General features: G+C 50.6%; 14 protein-coding genes. 6 read left to right on the top strand and 8 right to left on the bottom strand.

The features are described from left to right. Nucleotides 1–101 precede the first annotated feature (101 nt). The 4 genes from EZ315_RS13205 to EZ315_RS13190 all read right to left on the bottom strand — a co-directional run bounded on the left by EZ315_RS13205 (nt 102) and on the right by EZ315_RS13190 (nt 4,581). The gene (locus EZ315_RS13205) at nt 102–1,325 is read right to left on the bottom strand and encodes an IS4 family transposase (protein WP_124076696.1); all 1,224 of its coding nucleotides are present in this window, start codon (nt 1,323–1,325) and stop codon (nt 102–104) included. A 191-nt stretch (nt 1,326–1,516) separates the two neighbouring features. Further along, nucleotides 1,517–3,130 carry an ABC-F family ATP-binding cassette domain-containing protein gene (locus EZ315_RS13200; protein WP_135472495.1) on the bottom strand — a complete coding sequence of 538 codons (1,614 nt, stop codon included), beginning with the start codon at nt 3,128–3,130 and terminating at the stop codon, nt 1,517–1,519. An 80-nt stretch (nt 3,131–3,210) separates the two neighbouring features. Further along, nucleotides 3,211–3,924, bottom strand: coding sequence for a potassium channel family protein (locus tag EZ315_RS13195; RefSeq protein WP_135472494.1), 714 nt, complete (start codon nt 3,922–3,924; stop codon nt 3,211–3,213). Nucleotides 3,925–3,963: 39 nt separating this feature from the next. Continuing rightward, entirely contained in the window at nt 3,964–4,581 is a 618-nt protein-coding gene (locus EZ315_RS13190; protein WP_170957552.1) for an RNA polymerase sigma factor, read from the bottom strand. Between the two features lie 132 nt (nt 4,582–4,713). Here EZ315_RS13190 and EZ315_RS13185 point away from each other — a divergent pair, with 132 nt between their 5' ends. From EZ315_RS13185 to EZ315_RS13160, 6 genes are all read left to right on the top strand, one after another. Next, nucleotides 4,714–5,886, top strand: a complete 1,173-nt coding sequence (locus EZ315_RS13185) for a FecR family protein (protein ID WP_135472492.1) — start codon at nt 4,714–4,716, stop codon at nt 5,884–5,886. A 66-nt stretch (nt 5,887–5,952) separates the two neighbouring features. Then, nucleotides 5,953–9,486, top strand: coding sequence for a SusC/RagA family TonB-linked outer membrane protein (locus EZ315_RS13180; protein ID WP_135472491.1), 3,534 nt, complete (start codon nt 5,953–5,955; stop codon nt 9,484–9,486). Between the two features lie 63 nt (nt 9,487–9,549). Continuing rightward, nucleotides 9,550–10,989, top strand: a complete 1,440-nt coding sequence (locus EZ315_RS13175) for a RagB/SusD family nutrient uptake outer membrane protein (RefSeq protein WP_135472490.1) — start codon at nt 9,550–9,552, stop codon at nt 10,987–10,989. A gap of 128 nt (nt 10,990–11,117) precedes the next feature. Then, nucleotides 11,118–12,260, top strand: coding sequence for a TlpA disulfide reductase family protein (locus tag EZ315_RS13170; RefSeq protein ID WP_135472489.1), 1,143 nt, complete (start codon nt 11,118–11,120; stop codon nt 12,258–12,260). 168 nt (nt 12,261–12,428) lie between these two features. Continuing rightward, nucleotides 12,429–13,529: a TlpA disulfide reductase family protein gene (locus EZ315_RS13165; protein WP_135472488.1), complete on the top strand. Its 1,101-nt coding sequence runs from the start codon at nt 12,429–12,431 to the stop codon at nt 13,527–13,529. 87 nt (nt 13,530–13,616) lie between these two features. Beyond that, on the top strand, nt 13,617–15,545 hold the full coding sequence (locus EZ315_RS13160) for a protein-disulfide reductase DsbD N-terminal domain-containing protein (protein ID WP_135472487.1): 1,929 nt from the start codon (nt 13,617–13,619) through the stop codon (nt 15,543–15,545). Between the two features lie 96 nt (nt 15,546–15,641). On the opposite strand, the gene hutI is transcribed toward EZ315_RS13160, so the two are convergent. The 4 genes from hutI to ftcD all read right to left on the bottom strand — a co-directional run bounded on the left by hutI (nt 15,642) and on the right by ftcD (nt 22,193). Then, nucleotides 15,642–16,874: an imidazolonepropionase gene (gene hutI / locus EZ315_RS13155; RefSeq protein ID WP_135472486.1), complete on the bottom strand. Its 1,233-nt coding sequence runs from the start codon at nt 16,872–16,874 to the stop codon at nt 15,642–15,644. Between the two features lie 6 nt (nt 16,875–16,880). Beyond that, nucleotides 16,881–18,359: a histidine ammonia-lyase gene (hutH, locus tag EZ315_RS13150; RefSeq protein ID WP_135472485.1), complete on the bottom strand. Its 1,479-nt coding sequence runs from the start codon at nt 18,357–18,359 to the stop codon at nt 16,881–16,883. Between the two features lie 95 nt (nt 18,360–18,454). Then, nucleotides 18,455–20,476: a urocanate hydratase gene (locus EZ315_RS13145; RefSeq protein WP_135472484.1), complete on the bottom strand. Its 2,022-nt coding sequence runs from the start codon at nt 20,474–20,476 to the stop codon at nt 18,455–18,457. A gap of 16 nt (nt 20,477–20,492) precedes the next feature. After that, entirely contained in the window at nt 20,493–22,193 is a 1,701-nt protein-coding gene (ftcD, locus tag EZ315_RS13140) for a glutamate formimidoyltransferase (protein ID WP_135472483.1), read from the bottom strand. Nucleotides 22,194–22,593: the final 400 nt, after the last annotated feature.

The raw sequence follows: 22,593 nt of genomic DNA, 5'->3' as shown, positions 1-22,593 counted from the left end.
TTCTGGTTTTATAATTTTACTGTCCGCTAAACCATAAAAGGGTGAGTCCAACTTCTTGAACAGCAGAAGTTGGGCTTACTTTTTGTATTTGACAAGCCCCCTCAGCAGTTTTCGGGATCTTCAGGAGGGGATTCCGAGGCCTCTGCGAGCATGATTTTCAAGTCAGCGTCGGGCTGATTTAGGAACTTTTCGAGATTCAGATAATACATCAGTACAATTCTGACGATTGTAGCCAGTCCAGAAAAGCTCCAACGCCTTTGCAAGGTGCTTTGTAAGACCGAGAGCAACAGATTAGCTATGAGCGTTACCCAAATCTGTATTTTTATGGCATTGGCACTTTCGCCATAGAAGTATCGCAAAGGGAAGTTCTGCTTTATCTGCTTGAAAAGCGACTCAATCTGCCATCGGCGACGGTAGATGGCCACGATTGTCTCCAGAGGCATGTCGAAGTCATTGGTGAGAAGCGATATAAGTTTTGGCTTCTTGCCTTTCTTAATGTCAACGTATGTGATTATTCTTGCAATGTGGTTGATGCCGTCTTTACGGAACACTACGACCTGTTCACGGTACTCCATCAGTCCCTGCGGATTCTGGTGCATACAGTCCACAAGTATTTCATAACTGAGGTTTTTCTTCATTTTGGTTACATATACCACCCCTCGATCCGTCAGTTCCTCGAATTTGGCATAGTTGATATATGCACGGTCAAGTGCTACTATCTCGTTGTGGCTGTAATGGCTCGGTGCAAGCATGAAGGAGTCATTGGTCGCTGCCGAAGTGAACTGTACGTCGCAGTGAACGCCCTCGTTGGCATGTATGACCGAGTGTACCTTGATGCCGCCTTTCTTCTTTCCCGTCTTCGGATGACGGCCAACACCCTTGAAAATAGCATTGGAGAACAACGTGATTGTAGTGGAATCGATGATTCTAAGCCGTCTTATCCACTCTTCCGTGCCATTGCGTCGGCTGTCCGAGGAAAGAATGTCTTTATTGGCTGCATACAAGTCGCGGTATACATCTTCAAAGAACTTCTCTGAACGTCTGGCATTTGCATCCGACAAGGTGCTCCGCCTGGGCACAGTGTCAATGCCTACATGATGGAGTTTGCGTACCTCGGCTGTCATAGAAGTCTCTATCTCACGCAATGAATCGAAGCGCTGTATGACAGCATATAGCATCGTAAGCAAATGCGTATAGCCGTCAAAGCTCTTGACATACTTCTCTCCGCCGTGTTTTCGGCTGATTTCAACTATTTTTTCACGATCAAGTGATTTTATCAGCTGACCATATGTCGGCTGTCCGAAGAAATTACTACTTTTACTCATGGTTATTTAAGATAGTTTGGCGACATCAAAATAACCATTTAGGGCTGACTCCTGCAATAGGTGCCAGCCCTAATTTTCAACCGCTACTAAAAAAGTTTAGCGGACAGTAATAGTTTTATATATACCACAACACCCCTCCGACTTGTATTAACGGTCGGAGGGGTGTTGTGGTATATATGAGGTTCTTTGCCTTACGAGTACATTTTCTCCCTTGCTGCAAGCACCTTCGCGTCAGTGATGTAATCATCGTAATCCATCAGCTTGTCGATGGTGCCGTTGGGTGTTAGCTCGATGATACGGTTGCACACGGTCTGTATGAACTCATGGTCATGGCTTGACAGCAGCAGATTGCCTTTGAACGACTGTAGTGTGTTGTTGAACGCCTGTATTGACTCAAGGTCAAGATGGTTGGTAGGCGAGTCAAGCACCAGGGTATTGGCATCAGTCATCATCATGCGTGCTATCATGCATCGCATCTTCTCGCCGCCTGATAGCACCGAAGCTTTCTTGAGCACCTCCTCGCCTGAGAAGAGCATCTTGCCGAGGAAGCCTTTGAGATATATTTCCGAGTTATCGTTGGAGTATTGCGACAGCCAGTCGACAAGACTCAGGTCGGTGTTGAAGAACCCTGTGTTGTCAAGCGGCAGATACGCGGTAGTGATGGTCTGTCCCCACTCGTAGGTGCCGGCGTCGGGCTTCCGGTTGCCGGTGACGATTTCAAACAGGGCAGTCATCGCACGCGGGTCATGGCTCAGGAACGCTATCTTGTCACCCTTCTCCACCTGGAAGTTCACATCCTTGAACAGCACTTCGCCGTCAATGCTTGCCGACAGTCCTTTCACCTCAAGTATCTTGTTGCCTGGTTCGCGGTTGGGGGTGAAGATTATGCCCGGATAGCGGCGTGACGATGGCTGGATCTCCTCGACATTGAGTTTCTCAAGCATCTTTTTGCGAGAGGTGGTCTGTTTTGACTTGGCTACGTTCGCGCTGAATCGCTGTATGAATTCAAGCAGCTCCTTACGCTTTTCCTCAGCCTTCTTATTGGCCTGCTGCTGCTGGCGCAGGGCAAGCTGTGACGATTCGTACCAGAAACTGTAGTTTCCGGCAAAAAGTGTCAGCTTGTTATAGTCAATGTCAAGAGTGTGGGTGCACACCGAATCAAGGAAGTGACGGTCATGGCTCACAACCAGTACAGTGTTCTCAAACTTTGACAGGTAGTCCTCCAGCCATGCCACAGTGTCGAGGTCAAGGTCGTTGGTAGGCTCGTCGAGAAGCAGGTTGTCAGGATTGCCGAAGAGTGCTTTGGCAAGAAGCACACGCACCTTCTCGTTACCGCTCATGTCGCGCATGAGGGTATAGTGCTTGTCCTCCTTAATGCCGAGACCGCTGAGCAGCGCGGCTGCCTCGCTCTCGGCGTTCCATCCTTCGAGCTCTGCGAATCGTTCCTCAAGTTCCGAGGCGCGTATGCCGTCGGCATCCGAGAAGTCCTCCTTGGCATAAAGGGCATCCTTCTCCTGCATGATGTCCCACAGTACGGTGTGCCCGCGTAGCACAGTTTCGATTACTGTGCAGTCGTCAAACTTGAAGTGGTCCTGCTCAAGCACGCTCATACGTTCGCCAGGTCCTTGTGTCACTGTTCCGTGAGTCGGGCTGAGCTGGTCGCTGAGTATGCGCATGAGAGTCGATTTTCCGGCACCGTTCGCACCGATGATTCCGTAGCAGTTGCCGGGAGTGAACTTGAGGTTCACATCCTGAAACAGCACTCTTTTACCGAATTGTATCCCTAAATTATTAACAGCTATCATGTCGATTAATTATCTCGCTAAATTTCAAGGTGCAAAGGTACGAAAAATTCCCGTAAACCGAAAATCAATATGATTTACGTTTATTTCTCTGCCATCCCTTTCACATAACCCGTCAGGAAATTTGTGAGATACACTGTGAACAGCGGGAATACGATCATCCCTGCTATGGGGAGGATCACTGCTACTATTTTCCCGGCTACAGTCACTGGCGATATGTCGCAGCCCACAGTCGACATGTTCATCAGTGCCCACCATAATGCGGACCAATAGGTGGTCACCTGATAGTTGACCGGCTGCTCCATTGCATAGAATATGAGCGAACAGAAATATGTGATCATAAGCAGGATCACTATATACGACATGAACAGGCTTGTCACAGCATTGCTCGACAGATATCCGATCACTATCGACATGGCAAGCGCGCCGCGTGCCAGAGGTATGAACCGCACGAAGTAGAGCACATCGCCCGACAGATGCATCCCTGTAAGGTTTATTATATTGAGATAGGGGATCGACAGCAGCAGGAATGCGAGCCTGCGCCTCACGAACGACCATTTCTTGTCGCTATAGGTCAGCTCCATAAAGAAATCGGCAATAAAGAAAATGCACACCCATAGCTGAAATACCATATAGGAATGGTTCTCCAGAAAATTGACTTTCTTAAAGGTGTCTACCGAAATGAACACAATGAGCAGCACCGACAGTATTAGCACGATGAGGTTCATCACCTCGATTATTCGTGGTCTTCTCGGTCTTTCAGGCACAGTTGCCGGGACGGTATTTGCGGATGACATAGTGATGAGATGTTTTTATGAAATTAAAACATCTCATTGTTAAGATATGTTTAGACACCGATGCTCCACCATGTCACATATAATTATTGTATATAAGTGTAATAACTTGATAATAAGGAAAATATAATGGGGGGGTAATTGCAGCTTGTCGCGCAGCATTGCCAGCATCTGGGCTTTCTGCTTTTTTACCGTGATTTCAGCAATCCCCAGTCTCTTGGCTATTTCGGCATTCCTGAGCCCCTCTACAAAGCTCATTCTGAGTATTACACGATACTTCTGTGGCAGTGTCTCTATTGCCTGGTAGAGCATATCCAGTGCCTCCTGTTCAAGAATCGCCACATCAAGGTCGGGAGTTGCTTGCTCTGCAACCCCTGAATCAAGGTAGTTGTTACGTGAATTATTCTTCCTCACCAGGCTTACCGAACTGTGGAATATGCTCTTAAGCATGTAGGAATACCATGCCATTGAATTCCCGAGCCTGTGACGCTCATTGAATGAATCCATCACTGCATCCTGCACACAGTCCTCTGCCAGATAGGATAATTCATCCCCGAGCTGCCTTGAGGCATAAACAAGCAGCCCGGGATATAAATTCTCGTAGAAGGGTTCAAGCTTCCCTGAACGGAAGGATTTATAGATGTGGTCGTAATTAAACACATTGCAAATTTAACGATTTTCTCCAATATCCCAAACCTGAAATTATGATTAACAAAATTTCTTGCAAAAAGTGTAAAAATTTGATATACCTTTTCACATCCATTGCGCTCTATCTGTGTAAAGGCAGTAAAAATGGAATCAGTAAAAAGACTTCTATACCGATACATGATCGGAAAATGCACCTCCGGTGAGCTTGAAGAGCTCCGTCGGTGGGCTGAGGGCTCTCCCGAGCGTCAGGCCCTCCTGCATCGTCTTGCCGATGAGGATTATATCACCCGCCAGCTCGCGCGTCGCGAGCTTGTGCGCATCGAGCGTCCTATGGAGGATATGTCACGCCGCATATCTGCCTCGCGCCGCAGGCTGTGGTCAAGGTTTGTATCTGTGGCGGCAGTTGTGGCAGTGGTTATCGGGATAGGTGTCGCCTGTCATATATATAATGTGGGTGATGGTATAAGTCTTTCCACCGGAAATGCCCCAATGGCGGAAGCGGATGATTCGGTGAAGGTCAGGCGTCTTGACGAAATCCTTCCGGGCTCGGTCCGGGCACGCCTCACATCCACGTCAGGTTCAGCTGTCACACTCCGTGCGCAGGACACTTCTCAGGTTGGCAATCGGATACTCCTGTCGCATAACTGTCCTGTCGACCGTGTCCCGGAACTGTGCCTGGATGTGCCTCGCGGAGGAGAATTCAAGGTGGTACTTGAGGACAGCACCGAAGTGTGGCTCAATTCCGAGTCCACTCTGCGTTATCCCGAGGTATTCAGTCCTGGCGAACGCCGCGTCCAGGTGACAGGCGAGGCTTATTTTGTTGTAAAGCACGATGTTTCGCGCCCCTTCTATGTCGAGACCCCCGAACAGACTATCCGCGTCTACGGCACTTCCTTCAATGTCCGTGCCTATGCCGACGACCCCATAGTCTATACTACTCTTGAGGAGGGGTCGATATCTCTCACTCGCCGCGATTTCCATTCCGGAGAGGTTATGCTGTCTCCGGGTCATCAGGCAATGCTCGACCGCAACAACCCAAAAGTGGAAATGAAGGTGGTCGACCCCTCTGTCATCACTGGCTGGAGAAACGGACGCTTTGTGTTCGAGGAGCAGCCGCTCGCCTCGATAATGCGTGATTTGAGCCGATGGTATGATATTACTTACGAGTTTGCCGAAACTGAGCTTGAGAATATCGTGTTTATGGGAAGCATACCGCGTTATGCCGACTTCGCAACGGCAATCTCCATAATCGAGAAAAGCGGCGGTCTTAAATTCATTACTCATGGCGACAAAGTCCTCATCACAAGGCAACTGTAATCCTATATATAGAGAGACATCATTATCAATCTTTTTTATTTAACCCCTTCAAAAAACAATCTTACAATGAAGAAAGTACTATTAGCCCTGTTGCTGGCGGTCACATTGCTTGTGCCGCTCGACGGTTATGCGCGAGCGTACAATGTCTCATTCGACAAAGCCACGCCCGAGGCTGTGATCAACACTCTCAAGCACGATACCGGGCTGGAGTTTGTCTATCAGAAAGATATACTCAAGGCGGCAAAAAGCCCGGTGACATGCAATTACACTGGTCTGACCCTTGAGCAGATGCTTAATCGTGTCATATCTGTCAATATGTTTCTCGACTATGAAGTGGTTGATAAGACTGTCATACTCAAACGCCCAAATGTCGGTGTCGACATTGTTAAAGGTGATATAAAAGGTGTTGTCTACGATGTCGAGGAGAACGAGCCTCTCGCCGGTGCCACCATCATGATTGACGGCACCACCAAGATAACGGTCAGTGATGTTGACGGAAAATTCACCATATCTGACGTCACAGCTCTCAATCCTATGGTCACGGCAGTGTTTGTCGGCATGAAGCCTGTGTCGGTGAAAGTGACCCCTAAGAATATGCACGACATACGTTTCAATATGGAGACACATGTCACCATGATGAGCGAAGTGGTTGTGACTGGCTATCAGGACATCAAGAAAGAAAAAATGACTGGCTCCGTGGCAACAATAAGCTCCGAAAAGCTTGAGGAGCGTTATACCCTCAACCTGCTTGACAATCTTGAGGGACGTGTCGCAGGTCTATCCACCTATGGGGGCAAGCCCATCATCCGTGGCGTCGGCACCCTCAGCGGCTCTACTGCTCCGCTGCTTGTGGTTGACGGTCTGCCTATCGAGGGTAGCCTCGATGATATCAATCCTTATGACATCGAGAGTGTCAATGTGCTCAAGGACGCATCCGCATCCGCTATATATGGTGCGCGTGCTGCCAACGGCATTATAGTGGTCACAACCAAGAATGCTAAAAAGAAAGGTAAGATCGATATAGATTTTTCTGCCAACCTCACATGGTACGAGAACAGGAACATGGACTATCACGACAATTTCTATATGACTCCCGAAGAGCACATCAAGGCTGAGACTGAATATATGGAATACAAATATTTCGTCAAGGATGACGTCCGCAACAATGACCCTGAGCAGAATATTAAAAGTTTCCTTCAGGGATTGAAAACCGGACAGGCATACCCGAGTCTTATCGACTACTCTTATTATCAGCTTGCCACAGGAGCCATTGACCGTAATCAGCTCAACAGCATAATTGACGGGCTGAAAGGCAACAACTTTGCTCGTGACTATGCCGACAATGTGTATCGCCGTCAGTTGGTCCAGCAGTACAACATCGCCCTGCGCAGTGCGTCCGACAAGTCGCGCAACAGCATTGTCCTGAATTATAAGCACGACAACAGCGGCATGATCAATCACAAGTCCGAGTGGCTTAACATATCTTACAAAGGTAGCTTCGATATTGCCAAATGGCTTACTGCCACAGTGTCGATCAACTCTATATACTCTACCGATCGTACTTATGGATCTGATTATAACAGTTCGGCTGATAACCCATGGGCTTTTGCTCCTTACTATCCTTTCTATAATGCAGATGGCTCTATCAAGCTTCAGTACCCATGGTATAACGGTAATGAATGGTGGGATCCGGGTGAAGGTATGCACAATCTTGGCGTGAATGTCGTGGATGAGATGTACAACAACACTCAGACCGACCGTCGTCAGAACATGCGTTACCATGGCGATCTGCTCTTCAGGATTCTTCCCGGTCTTACTGCTAATGCTCAGTTCATCTATGAGGTTGACACTCAGAATCAGAAGCATCTTGCAACGGAAAAGAGCCATGCTGCGAGATCTATGCGTAACGCATTCGCTTACCGCACTGCCGAGGGCACAGTGGATTACTATACTCCACGCTCGGGCGGTTTCCTTCAGACCAATGAGATCGAGGGCAACTACTGGACTGCCCGCGGTCAGCTAAACTACTCCCGCACATTCGGCAAGCACGATATTGCAGCCATAGCCGGTCTGGAGTTCCGCGAGACAACCAGCAAGGGCACCAAGGCTCTTGCTCTCGGATACGATGAGCAGTTGCAGTCAAGCTCCACTCACACTGTCGACTTCGGCAAGCTTAGCCAGATGCGCAACAGCCCGCTATTCATGTTGGAGGCCGGAGGCTACCCTTGCAATCAGTTTGTGTTCGGTCCCTATATGGAGGATGGTATGGGTCTCGTACCCGAGGTCAATCACCGTTACGGCTCAGGATATGCCAACCTCACATACACTTACGATGAGAAGTACAATGTGTTCGGTTCGTTCCGTAAGGACTATGCCGATGTGTTCGGTCTCAATTCCAAGTTCCGTGGCAAGCCTCTGTGGTCGGTAGGTGCCGGATGGAATGTGCATAACGAGGGTTTCGTACGGGATTTTGCCCCTTGGCTAAGCTTCCTTAAGCTGCGAGTGTCCTATGGTGTGACAGGCAATATATATCAGGGTGCTACATCTGTGATGACAGCCTCAGCCGGAGAGATCAACGGCAATACCAATCTGCCGTTTGGCACAGTGACCTCTCCTGCCAATCCTGATTTGCGTTGGGAGCAGAACCGTACCACCAACGTCGGTCTCGATTTCAGCCTATTCAACTATCGTCTGCGCGGATCATTCGATTTCTATAATAAGGTCGGCAAAGATATATTCAACGGCATTAATCTCGATCCGACAACCGGATTCACTTCCATTGTCGCCAATGCAGCATCCATACGCAACCGTGGTGTCGAGCTTGTTGCAAGCTATGACTGGTTTGTGCCTCGTAGCCGTCGTGATTTCTCCTGGACTACAAGTTTGACATTCACCTACAATACCAACGAGGTCACCGATGTCGAGAACCCGGCAACCATAGCCCATCAGCTTATCAGCAAGCCTTATAAGGTCGGATATCCGGTCAATGCCATGTGGAGCTATCGTTTCGCCGGCATCTCTGACAAGATAGGGCAGGAGGGGCAGACTCTTTTCTATGTGGAGAATGGGGCTGTGCAGCATAACGCTTCAGGCAGGAGTATAGATATACTTGAATTCTCCGGACAGAGCGACCCCAAGTACATTATGGGTATCGACAACACCTTCAAGTGGAATGGGCTGAGCCTTGGTTTCGTGCTTGCATATTATGGCGGACACAAAATGCGTGCATTGGCTCAGACGGAAGTGTTCAACACGTTCACATCTCCAATGGCTTCTTACTTTGTTGACGCATGGACCCCTGAGAATAAGACCGATGTCCCGGGGCTTGGCATTTACTCTTCCACCTTGATAGGCTCTGAGCCGAGTTACTCGAATACCGCAGTCCGCGATGCCTCATTCCTTAAGCTTCGCAATATTGTGCTCGGTTACACAATTCCTGAGACTTGGCTGCGCCGTTTCGGAATAAATCTGCTCACAGTCAGTTTCCAGGTCAACAATCCTAAGGCTTTGTGGACTGCCAATGATATTGGCGTTGACCCTGAGACACTTGGAATACGCAGGCCCACCTCCTATATGGTAGGGCTTAATCTTAATCTCTGATAATTTTTAGTTTAGAGATTGAAATTAATAAAGAGTATCAACAATACGTTAATTTTGAAAAATATGAAAATCAAATATATAGCGGCGGGTATGATTGTAAGTGCGATTGCAATGTCATCATGTTCGGACTTCACTGAGATCGATGCCAAAGGCAAGAACTTGCTTAACCGTACCCAGGACCTTGAACTGCTCCTTAATGCCGACTACAGCCTCAGGGCGACGACAATGCAGGAGGTGTGCGGTGACCTTATATATGCGTACTCTCCATTGTCAACCATCCTAAAAGTGCCTGTAAAGACTACCAATTCCATTATTATGGGATGGGATGAGGCCGGACATGATGAAAAACTTCCGGAGCTTACCGCATCCGATGCATGGTATTCAGGGTGCTATGAATACATAGGGCGTATCGCCAACCCGATTCTGTCGATGGTGGATGCTGCCGATGGTGATGGTGCCACCAAGGCTGCTTTGAAGGCTGAGGCATATGTGGTGCGTGCTTACTTCCACTTTCTTGCTGTTCAGAAATTTGCGCCTGCCTACAATCCTGCCACAGCGTCTCATACCGTGGCTCTGTCATATGTCAAAGAGGACCAGGACATAAAGTCACCTACCGAACCGGTGACATTGGATGTGTTCTATGACAATATCATAGCTGACCTTGATGCTGCCGACGAGCTTGATGCCCTTCCTGAGTCGGCAGTCAATCAGCTACGTTTCAGCAAGCCTTGTCTTTATGCCATCCGCGCGCTCGTGCACATGTCGATGCAGAGATATGACCTTGCCGCGCAGGATGCCCGGAGGGCTTTGGATATAAAGAGCACCGTAGCCGATTATAACAGCATGCTTACCACATGCTATGGAGGTATAACCGGGGCCCCTTATCAGGCTATCCTGCGTAAGAAGCTTGAATGTCCGGAGGACTATTTCGCTGACTATAATATCGAGTTCTACAACACATGGCTGAATGTCGGTCAGCTTGAACCGGGACATCTGATTCATGACAGGTTCAACACTCTTAATGCTTCATATGAAGGACTTATGGATCCTTCTCAGATGATGATAGGTGTCCCCGGGCTTTTCATGACTATGGATATGGATTCTTCGTGGCCTGTTATAGGTCTGCGTTCCACTCAGATGTATCTTGTGCTTGCCGAATGTGCCATCGGCGAGGGGCATTACAATGAAGCCATGGGGCATCTTGACAAGATCCGTGTTAACCGTATCGACCCTTCGGTGTATGCTCCCCTCGAAGGTTCCGTGAACGACAAGGCTACAGCCATCGGGCATCTCAAGAGCACTGCCCTTGGAGAGAACATGATGTCGGTATGGTCGTTCGTCGACAAGAAGCGTTGGACACAGCTCGATGACTACAAGGAGACCTACAGGCGCACACTTGTCGAAATAGACATGACTCTCACCCCCGAGTCGTCACTATGGGTGTTCCCGATACCTCAGAACGTCATCAACAATAATCCCAATTTCAAGCCTTATATGAACTAATCTTAATTTTGCAGGGACACACCGGCGGAGCGAGCTGTAGCTTCAGAAACACAAAAACAAACAGCTTTTTCAAGACATCTCCACCATATACACTCCGCCCTGTGTCCCTGCATATTAATTCAATCACAATGAAACAATTATCAATTCTTGCACTCGGTGCTGTCGCAGTGTTGACAGCCTGCAACTCCCGCCCTGCCAATCAGTTCGATCTCAAAGGCACAATTGACGGTGCCGACGGGCAGACTATCTATCTTGTGTATGCTCGGAATGACTCGGTAAAGACTGACAGTACTGTTATTGCTGATGGGACATTTGCGTTTACCGGCATTGCTGAGGTTCCGGTCAGTGCGACGTTCTACATGGGCGACGTCATGAACTGGGAAAGCAAGACACGTGCCGGCATATATCTTGAGCCTTCCGAGATGACCGTGACAGGTCTTACTGCCGAGGATTTCAGCGGAGCGAAAATATCAGGTTCAAGGACTCAGGATGAGATGTACGAGTACGAGGCTCTTATACGCCCCATACAGGAGGAGATAAAGTCGGTGCGTCAGGCTATGCAGGGTGCCGATCAGCTTGCACGTCCGGCACTTGAAGCAAAATCCGACTCTCTCGGGAATATTTATGATACAATGACAATTGAGTTCATCAAGTCTCATCCTGCATCCTACTATTCCGCTGTCCTCCTGAATATGACAGCCGGACATATGTCCTATCCCGATCTTAAAGCCGCATTCGATGGTCTTACTCCGGAAGTGCAGGCTTCCGCAGAGGAGGTGGCACAGGAACTCGAAGTTCTTGAGTCGATCCAGCCGGGAAAACCAGCCCCTGACCTTATCGGCAATAACCCCGACGGAAAGGAGATAAGGCTCAGCGACCTCAAGGGCAAAGTTGTGCTTATCGACTTCTGGGCTACATGGTGCGGCCCATGTCGTGCCGCCCTTCCTCATGTCAGAGAGCTTTACAATAAGTATCACGATAGGGGATTCGAGGTGTTCTGCGTGGCAGACAATGACTCATCTCCGGACAAATGGAAAGAGGTGATTGTGGAGGAAGGCATTGAGGATTATCACAATATCCTTCGCGGACTCAAGATGAACACCACCCCTGACGGACAGTTTGCCGGCTACGATAAGTCAGGCGACCAAAGCGACAAGTATGCGGTCCATTATCTCCCCACCAAGTACCTGATTGCAGCCGACGGCACTGTGATCGGTAAGATGGATACCAACGAGGAGCTCGATGCACGCTTTGCCGAGATCTTCAGATAAACGCTGTCTTATAGACCTCTGGGAGTAGAAATATTACCGAAAAGGGCGTAAGTTACAAATATTTATTGTACTTTTGTTTTCAAAAGTTGCTTATGTCCCTTTTCGTATCTTTTCTTGACAACGGACACACAACTAACTATCCAATCATTTTCTAACATCCATAACAAGATGAAAAAATTATCAATTCTCGGTCTCGGCATGCTTGTTGTCATGAGTGCTTGTAACTCAAAGCCCTCTACCGAGTACACCATCAACGGTACTACCGACCTTCCCGACGGAGAGTGGGTACGTCTCCACTTTATGGTGGACAGAGACTCTGTATTTAAGGACAGCGTAGCCGTAGTTAACGGTGCTTTCACATTCACCGGCAACATCGAGCTTCCCAAGCAGTGCACCATCTACTCTGGCGAGCCCTCTTACACTAACAAGAAGATGCGTCAGATGATCATCGAGCCGGGTACAATCACCATCGCTCTCAATGGCGACGATTACTCCAAGGCTGAGATCTCAGGTTCTGAAATCAATGCTCAGAACGACTCTCTCAGCAGCATCCAGGAGGCAGTGTATGCTCAGATAATGCCTCTGCGCCAGGAATTCATGGCTGCTCAGAACGATTCTGTTAAGATGGATTCTCTCCAGACTGTATATGACGGTCTCATCTCTCAGGTGAAGGACGCTCAGATGAACTTCCTCAAGACTCATCCTGCATCTCTCTATTCTCCCATGGTGCTTCAGCAGGTGAAGAACGATCTTAGCCTTGAAGAGCTCAAGGAGATCTACAACTCTTTCACTCCCGAGGTTCAGGCTGCTGACGAGGCTACCGCCAAGTACATCGCCGCTCTTGAAGCTATCCAGCCCGGCGCGCAGGCTCCAGAAATCTCAGGAAAGGACCAGAACGGCAATGATGTCAAGCTCAGCGACCTCAAGGGTAAGGTTGTGCTTATCGACTTCTGGGCTACATGGTGCGGTCCATGCCGTGCTTCACTCCCACACGTAAAGAGCATCTATGACACTTACAAGGATAAGAACTTCGCTATCCTCGCAGTGTCTCTCGACCGTGACCAGGACGCATGGAAGGAATTCATCAACACTCAGAACAGCGGTCTTGAGCTTTACAGCAACGTATTCGACGAGGGTGGCAAGAATTCCGACAACTATGCTATCCAGTACATCCCCTCTAAGTTCATCGTTGATGCCGAGGGTAAGATGGTAGGCCGCTTCGACGGAGAAGAAGAACTTGACGCCAAGCTCGCCGAGCTCGTTAAGTAATATATATGTGTTGTCTCGCGGCTTCTGGCCGCGGCTTCACATTTGGAAAAAAGAAAAGATACAACAACGGACATAAGCAACTTTTTTATGAAAAAGCTGATAGCATTATTGGCTTCAGGGGCTGTTATGCTCTCTGCCCAAGCCAAGGAGGACGTGAGTGTTCTCTATGTGGGAGGTTCTCCCGACATCAATACCATAGGTGGGGTCTCCATCGATTCGGCTGTGATCGCGAAGTCAGTGAAGGAGCGTACAGCCGATTTTACAAAGTTCCTGAAGCAACGTTTCAATAAGGTCAGGGCTGTCGACGGCAAGGACTACACCTCCGGAATGTCGGACGGATATGATGTCACAGTGTTTGACGGTCGTCCTAAAGCGATACGTCCCGCCGTACGTGAGACTGACGATAAAGGCAGGATCATAAAGTACATCCGTCCCGCCTATCTCCCCGACGATTTTGACCGTGCCGCAGTATGTATCGCTGAGATGAGCGAGGATCTGGGACGCTCGGTCGGCACAAAGAACGACTGGTTCTGTCTGTGTCTCGATAACTATGCCCACAATTGGAAAAAGGATCACGCCATATTCAACGGTCCCTTCAAAGTCAGCATCAGATCAGAGATGCTGCCAACTCCCGAAAATGCAAAAGAATATTGTCCTATCTACGGTTACACTCTTCCTGAACTGACCGAAATGTGGCTTGTGCATAGTGCGGTGACCCCTGAGAACGGAAAACGCATAGGCATGGTGTCGCGTCCGTGGGGCTATACCGACTCCCCCGAAGCGGAGATTATTTCGAGCGGTGTATGCGCCAAGAGCATTGATGCTGTAGCCATAGGGCGTCACGGCAACTTTTTCCATTGGGGTTTTGCCGCCAAGCCGTCTGATATGACCGAGCCTGCCAAGGCGGCACTTGCCAATGCCATAGTGTATATGAAGGATTTTAACGGCAGGCATGTCATAGCACGCAAGAAGGACGAGGGTATAGCCACCCGCGATAGGGCGACAGCCGCTAAGTATACAGTCTCACGCGCATGTTGGAAGGACCGATTTGATACCAATATGAAGTTTTATCATATGATGGATAGTATGATAACTGCCGTGAAATCCAGGAAAGCGGCAGGAGAGAAGCTTTTGCCTGCTGATGAGATGTATCTGAAGTTTCCGGCACCTGAGAAGCCTGTGCAGGAGCCGTACGATCAGTATTTGCAGAAACAGGATCCTAAGCTTTATGAGATATTCGGTGAGGATGAGGAGGAATACGCCCGCTATTACGACAAAAATCGTCCATACTTTACCACCGATGGTGCTTATGGGATTGTGGTCGACCAGGATGCCCGCTCACTGAAGATTGCCAACAATGATATACGGTTGCTCTACAAGGCGGTCGAGCTTCTTGAGAATGGCGGCAATGATGCCGAAAAGGGCAGGCGGCTCCTTGAGCGTTACACTCTCTGCCGTTTCTCTACCCCAGCACAGTGGAAATCATGGCTTGATGCCAACCGCGACCGAATGTTCTTCACCGAAAGCGGCGGATGGCTCTGGCTCGTGGATACGCTTGATCCGGCTGTCCCCGGAAACGACTATTCGGTACGCGACAAGTCGGATGGGAATGCTCCTGTGGTGCCAGCCGTACCTGCCGGTGTGACTGATGCCGATAATCCGGTGGCTCTTAAGGCTGAGTTGGCTGACGGTCCTGACGGCACTAAGGATGTGGTGGTCACTATGACTGTTCATGACGGGTTCCATACCTACGCCACTCTTGCCGGCGGAGATTCGTTTATACCTACCGAAATTACAGTGGAACTGCCTGAGGGGTATGAAAAAGTCGGAGAACTGGTGCTTCCTGCGCCGTCACCTTCGGCTACTGCTACCACTTACTATATTGGCACAGGGGTGTTCCGTCAGCGCATCAAAGGCTCAGGCACAGGGGTAGTGACCTGCAAGATACGTTATCAGGTGTGTGATGCCTCAATATGCATGCCCCCTGTCACAAAGACATTCGATCTTACTCTCTGATTAAGAATTTTATAATAGACCAAATGACCAGGGGCTATAGTTTTTTTAATATAGTCGCTGGTCATTTGGCCTATTATAAAATATGGTTCTATGGTCCTATAAAAAGTTCCTGCCTTGGAGGAATACTTTGGTAATGAGAGGTTCAGTATAGGAATACAGCAGATAGGCGGCAGAGGGGAGTGGACGCGTGAGGAAGAATGAAGCCGTCTTGCCCGGAGTGATTGATCCGTAGCTCTCGGCAAGCCCCATTGCCGCCGCTCCGTTGAGAGTGGACGCATTGAGCGACTGCTCCGGAGTGATCCGCAGCTGTATGCATCCGAGCGACGACATGAACCGCATGTCGCCTGACGGTGATGAGCCGGGATTATAGTCCGAGGCAATGGCTACAGCGGCACCAGCCTTGATAAGCTCGCGTGCAGGGGCGTGACACATATTCAGGAAGAATGAGGCTCCCGGAAGTACGGTTGCAATGGTGTCGGAGGTCGCGAGTATGTCTATCTCGGTCTGGCCGATGTTCTCAAGATGGTCCACAGATGCAGCTCCGTGTTTTACTCCCACCTGCACTCCGCCTGAACAGTGGAGCTGATTGGCATGAAGGCGGGGGGTAATGCCGTAGCGTTCGGCATGGTTGAATATCCTGTCGGTCTGTTCAACTGTGAAAAATCCCTGCTCGCAGAACACGTCCACATAGTCGGCAAGCCTTTCGGCCGCCACAGCAGGAATCATCTCGCGGCACACATAGTCGACATATTCCTCCTGCCTGCCCTCATAGGCACGGCCTACGGCATGTGCTCCAAGGAATGTTGAGCGCACTGCCAACGGATATTCCTCCTTTATGCGGGCTATCACGCGGAGCATCTTCAACTCATCTTCAAGAGTCAGTCCATATCCGCTCTTTAGCTCTACTGCACCTGTGCCCGAGGCTATTATGGCGTCAAGTCGTGGTGCCGCTTCCTCAAATAGCTGTTGCTCGGTGTAGCCGTGCAGACGGTCAGCGGAATTGAGTATGCCTCCTCCTCGGGCGGCTATCTCCGCATAGCTCAGACCGTTGATTTTGTCGACGAATTCCTTTTCACGGTTTCCGGCAAACACCAGATGGGTGTGTGAGTCGCAGAATGCAGGGAAGAGCCAACCTCCGCGGGCATCAATCTCTTCGTCGGCACGTTCCGGACATTCCGACATTTTACCGAAGGAATGTATCCTGTCACCGTCTGTCATCAGCCATGCATCGTGAAGCTCAGGGAGGTGGTTCATCACTTCACCGCGAAGCGGACAGTCGGCGTGATCACGCACGCCGACTATCGCTCCTATGTTCTTTATAAGGAGCATACTGTGTTAATTCTGACGGAGGAACTGGACTGACTTTTCAATGAACGGATACATCACTGTATCGGTCTGTATGAAAGGCACTTCACGACGGAATGCATTATGGAATTCCTCGATTGTATCCGACGATTTGAGCGGACGGCGGAAATCGAGAGCCTGAGCGGCGTTGAACAGTTCTATGGCAAGCACTCGTTCGGCATTCTCTGCCACACGTATCAGTTTGGTAGCTGCATTCGAGCCCATTGACACATGGTCCTCCTGTCCCTGGGAAGAGGGAATGGAGTCGACACTGTTGGGCCAGCAAAGACCCTTGTTCTGGCTCACGATAGAGGCGGCTGCATACTGAGGTATCATAAAACCGCTGTTCACGCCCGGTTTTGCCACAAGGAACGACGGTAGCTGACGCACACCCGAGATGAGTTTATAGATACGGCGTTCGGAGATGTTTGCAAGTTCGGCGAGTGCGATGGCAAGGAAATCCATTGGCAGTGCGATAGGCTCGCCATGGAAATTGCCGGCTGAAACTATAATATCCTGGTCGGGGAATATTGTGGGATTGTCAGTAGGGCTGTTGATCTCATCCTCGATCTTCCCTTTCACATATGCTATGGTGTCCTTGGCTGCGCCGTGAACCTGCGGGATGCAGCGGAAAGAGTAGGGGTCCTGTACATGCTTCTTGGGGTGAGCGGCTATCTCGCTGCCTTTGAGGTATTCACGGATTGTGGCTGCTGTTTCGATCTGTCCCTTGTGGTTGCGCACACGGTTCACCTCATCGCCGAAAGCATCCACTCTGCCGTCAAATGCATCGAGCGACATGGCTGCGATCTTGTCGGCCTGGCGGCTCAGGCGCAGAGCCTTGATGAGCGCGTCCACAGCATGGGCTGACATGAACTGGGTGCCGTTGAGCAGTGCGAGACCCTCTTTTGATTGCAGGTCGATAGGACGCCATCCCATATTGTCAAGAGCCTCTGATGCAGGTATGATGTGTCCGTGCCACATCACCTCTCCGAGTCCGAGCAGAGGGAGGCTGAGGTTGGCGAGGGGTGCGAGGTCGCCGGATGCTCCGAGTGATCCCTGGCTGAACACAACAGGGAGGATGTCGGCATTGTAGAAGTCGATGAGCCGCTGCACTGTGGCTAACTGCACTCCTGAATTGCCGTAGGAGAGCGACTGTATCTTGAGCAGGAGCATCAGTCGTACTATCTGTGGTGCCACACGGTCACCGAGTCCGCACGCATGTGACATCACAAGATTCTTTTGCAGCTGTGTCAGGCTCTCCTTGTCGATCGATATATTGCAGAGCGATCCGAATCCGGTGGTGATTCCGTATATAGGATCGGTCTGTGATTCCATCTTTTCATCGAGGTATCTGCGGCACTTTTCGATACGTTCCACAGCCTCTTCTGAGAGTGACAATGATGCATGCTGATTGAGTATCTCTTCGACCTTCTCAATGGTCAGCCATTCGGAGGATATTTCGTGGTTCATACTATTGTTTGTATGATTATGATTCTTGGTTATTGTTTTGAGTAAGGATGGTGATGTGGCGCGATTTATGCCACATCACCATCATGATGATATGGTTATGCAAGAGCGTTGTCGAGCACTGAGTCGTCGGCGAAGTTGGGCAGGGTGACTGTCATGCCGGGTGTGCGGTCCATCTCTCGCCTGATAGCGTCGATAGCACCGCTGTTGCGTGCCCATGAGCGGCGCGCTATACCGTTGTTGACATCCCAGAGGAGCATACGGCTTATGCGGGTGTCTGATTCGGGACTTCCGTCGATCACCATGCCGAAGCCTCCGTTGACCACCTCGCCCCAGCCTACGCCGCCACCGTTGTGGAGAGACACCCAGGTAGCTCCGCGGAAGGAGTCGCCGATCACGTTGTGGACAGCCATGTCGGCACAGAAGCTTGAGCCGTCATAGATGTTTGAGGTCTCGCGATAGGGCGAGTCGGTGCCTGACACGTCATGGTGGTCACGTCCGAGCACTACAGGGCCTGAAAGTTCGCCACGGCGGATAGCTTCATTGAAGGCAAGTGCTATCTTGGCACGTCCTTCAGCATCGGCATAAAGAATGCGCGCCTGAGAGCCCACCACTAAATGGTTCTCCGCCGCCGACTTGATCCAGTGTATATTGTCATCGAGCTGTCCGCGTATATCTTCCGGTGCGGTCTTGGCTATCTCTTCAAGCACTTCGGCGGCGATGCGGTCGGTGACTGCAAGATCCTCCGGTGTGCCTGATGCACACACCCAGCGGAACGGTCCGAAACCGTAGTCGAAGAACAGTGGTCCCATGATGTCCTGAACGTACGACGGATAGCGGAACTCTCCGTCGGCTTTCATCACATCGGCTCCTGCGCGTGACGCTTCGAGCAGGAATGCGTTGCCGTAGTCGAAGAAGTACATTCCGGCATCAGTAAGCTTATTGATAGCGGCAATCTGACGGCGCAGTGAATCCTGCACGCGGTTGCGGAATTCCTCAGGATTGTCAGCCATCATGGCGTTTGACTCCTCAAATGTAAGTCCTGCCGGATAATATCCTCCAGCCCACGGATTGTGGAGCGATGTCTGGTCCGATCCCAGGTCAACGCTCTCGCCTTCGGCTGCGAGGCGTTCCCAAAGGTCGACGATATTGCCGAGATAAGCCATCGACACTGCCTTTCCGGCTGCGCGTGCTTCACGTATGCGTGGGATAAGTTCGTCAAGAGAGTCGTGAACCTCATCTACCCATCCCTGTGCATGACGTTTCTCGACAGCCTTGGGATTTATTTCAGCTACCACGCTTACCACTCCGGCTATATTTCCGGCTTTGGGTTGTGCGCCCGACATGCCTCCGAGACCCGATGACACGAATAGCATTCCCGATGTGGAGCGGCGTGACTCGGTGAAGCGGCGGCGGGCTGCATTGAGCACTGTGATGGTGGTGCCGTGCACAATACCCTGCGGGCCTATGTACATATATGAGCCGGCAGTCATCTGTCCGTATTGCGATACGCCGAGCGCGTTCATCCTTTCCCAATCGTCAGGCTTGGAGTGATTGGGGATGACCATACCGTTGGTGACCACTACTCTCGGAGCCTCCTTGTGTGATGGGAATAGCCCGAGTGGATGGCCTGAGTACATCACGAGAGTCTGCTCGTCGGTCATTTCCGACAGATATTTCATTACGAGGAGATACTGTGCCCAGTTCTGGAACACCGCGCCGTTGCCGCCATAAGTGATGAGCTCATGCGGATGTTGTGCCACGGCAGGGTCCAGATTGTTCTGGATCATCATCATTATCGCGGCTGCCTGCTGAGACTTTGCGGGATACATTTCCACCGGGCGGGCATACATCTTGTAGTCGGGGCGGAAACGGTACATATATATGCGCCCATATGTGCGGAGTTCGTTTACAAACTCCGGTGCCAGTTCGGCATGGAACTTCTGCGGGAAATATCGCAGTGCATTCCTGAGGGCGAGTCGCTCCTCTTCGGGGGTGAGTATCTGCTTGCGTCGGGGAGCATGGCTCACTGATTCGTCACGCGGACGGACGGGGGGGAGCACATCAGGTATTCCCTGTTTCAATTGAGCCTGGAAATCGGAAGTTTCTGAAACTGTCATATATATTTGTGTGTTCTTAGATTTTTGATTCTACTGTCTTAAGCACGTCAGCCTCAAGTCGCTCAGCCTCTGCGGTAATAGCCTCTGCGCGAGCCACAAGCTCGTCGGCGAGGGCGCGGTTCTTAAGCCCTGCGGCATTGATTTTCACATTGAGGCAGGCTCCGCGCACTGCTGCTCGCGCTGCGAGTGCTCCCACTCCTGCATCGCTGACTGATGCGGGGTTGCCTTCCTCTGCCATTTTCTGTGCGAGAGGGAACACTTTGATGGCCTGTTCCATTGTGCGCAGTGGCACTCGTGTGGCGTATTCTGTTGCCGATTCCATCGCTTCTGCGCGGGCTGCTTTTTCTGCATCCGTGCCTTTGGGCATCGAGAATACTGCCATGATGCGGTTGAATGCCTGGGTGTCCTCATCGACAAGGGCGGTGAGGGTGTCGACAAGCACACGACCCTCCTCGGCAGCATCTGAGAACTCTTTCCAGCGGTCGTCCCATCCTGCCTTGTGGGCTGACAGGTTGGCTACCATTGTGGCAAGAGAGGCTCCGAGTGCCCCCATGTATGCCGAGATGGAGCCTCCGCCGGGTGCCGGTGATTCGGATGCGGTCTCATCGGCAAATTCTTTACATGTCATGTCAACGAGTTTCTTCTCCCCGGCGTTGTCCGAGGCTATCAGATACTCGATGATCTTCTCGTTTGCATCAAACGGTTTCAGTTCGTCAAGCCCCATTGACTTGACTGCCATACGTACTATTTCGCTCTCGGGTATGCCTGATGAACGCTGCTGCTTGTGAAGGAAGTAGCGGCCGGCATCGGTGATGGCACTCTTGGGCACGAGTCCCACGATTTCGGTGCCTGTTACTCGGATTCCGCGAGCATTGGCTGCACGGCTCACTTCATCGAACGCCACATGGAGTGGGGTAGTGGTGATGTCGGTGATGTTCATCGACACCTGTGCTATGCCGTATTCGTCAATGAACCATCCTATCGCCTTGGTGCAGGGCAGGGTGCCGGGCTGCATGAGCGGGGTGCCGTCCTCAGCCTTGAGCGGTTTGCCGTTGGGCTTGCCCCCTTCGCGCATGGGGCGTCCCTTTTCGCGCACGTCAAATGCTATTGCATTGGCACGGCGTGTGGAGGTGGTGTTGAGGTTGAAGTTGACTGCGATGAGGAAATTGCGGGCTCCGATGGCTGTAGCTCCTGTGCGTGCCACTTCATCATCGAAAGGACGGTCGCCGAAATCGGCACCGCTGCCAGGCTTGCCAAGGCGGTCGGCGAGAGCCTCGTATTCACCCTTGCGGCATACGGCAAGGTTCTTGCGCTCGGGGGTGAATGCTGCCGCCTCGTAGCAGTAGACCGGTATATGCAATTCGTCAGCCACCCTGCGGGCAAGCTGACGGGACAGTTCGGCACACTCTTCGAGAGTGACACCGCTTACAGGGACAAACGGGCACACATCGGTGGCTCCCATGCGGGGATGCGCGCCGTGATGCTTGCTCATATCTATGACTTCGGCTGCTTTCCTGATACCCTGGAATGCCGCTTCGATTACATCTTCGGGGGTTCCTACGAATGTGACTACCGTGCGGTTGGTGGCTTCTCCCGGGTCAACATCGAGCAGACGCACGGATGATGCATTGCATATCGCATCGGTTATTGCTTTAATAGCGGTTTTGTCACGACCTTCGCTGAAATTAGGTACACACTCTATCAGCTTTGTTTCCATTGATTTATTATTTTTAAGGTTGGGTTTATCGTTACACTCTGTTAGCTATGTGACAGTCTATCTTTCCTGAGGCTTTTCAGACGGAAATGAGTAGTTGAAACATCAAGGGCAAAATTAGTAAAATATATGGAAAATCCCACTCATCGGAGCAGGATTTTATATTTCGATGCGACATTATCGCACTATTTTGGCATTGTGTGGGTATAACTTTGCTGAAAAATTTTACAACTATGACTGCTGTGACTAAAGAAAGGAAGCCCCGAACTAAAAAGGAGAAACGTGCGATGCCTGTTTCTGAGAAGTTCTATATGGATATGATGATGAGGATCAACAGTGTCCTGCCGTCACCTGAGAACAGAGAGGTTATCGTGATGATGTGCAAGCATATCAACGGTATACC

Source organism: Duncaniella freteri (assembly GCF_004766125.1).
GTDB classification, from domain to species: Bacteria; Bacteroidota; Bacteroidia; order Bacteroidales; family Muribaculaceae; genus Duncaniella; species Duncaniella freteri.
The sequence above is the reverse complement of the archived record's forward strand: the minus strand, read 5'-3'. Positions and strand labels throughout refer to the sequence as shown.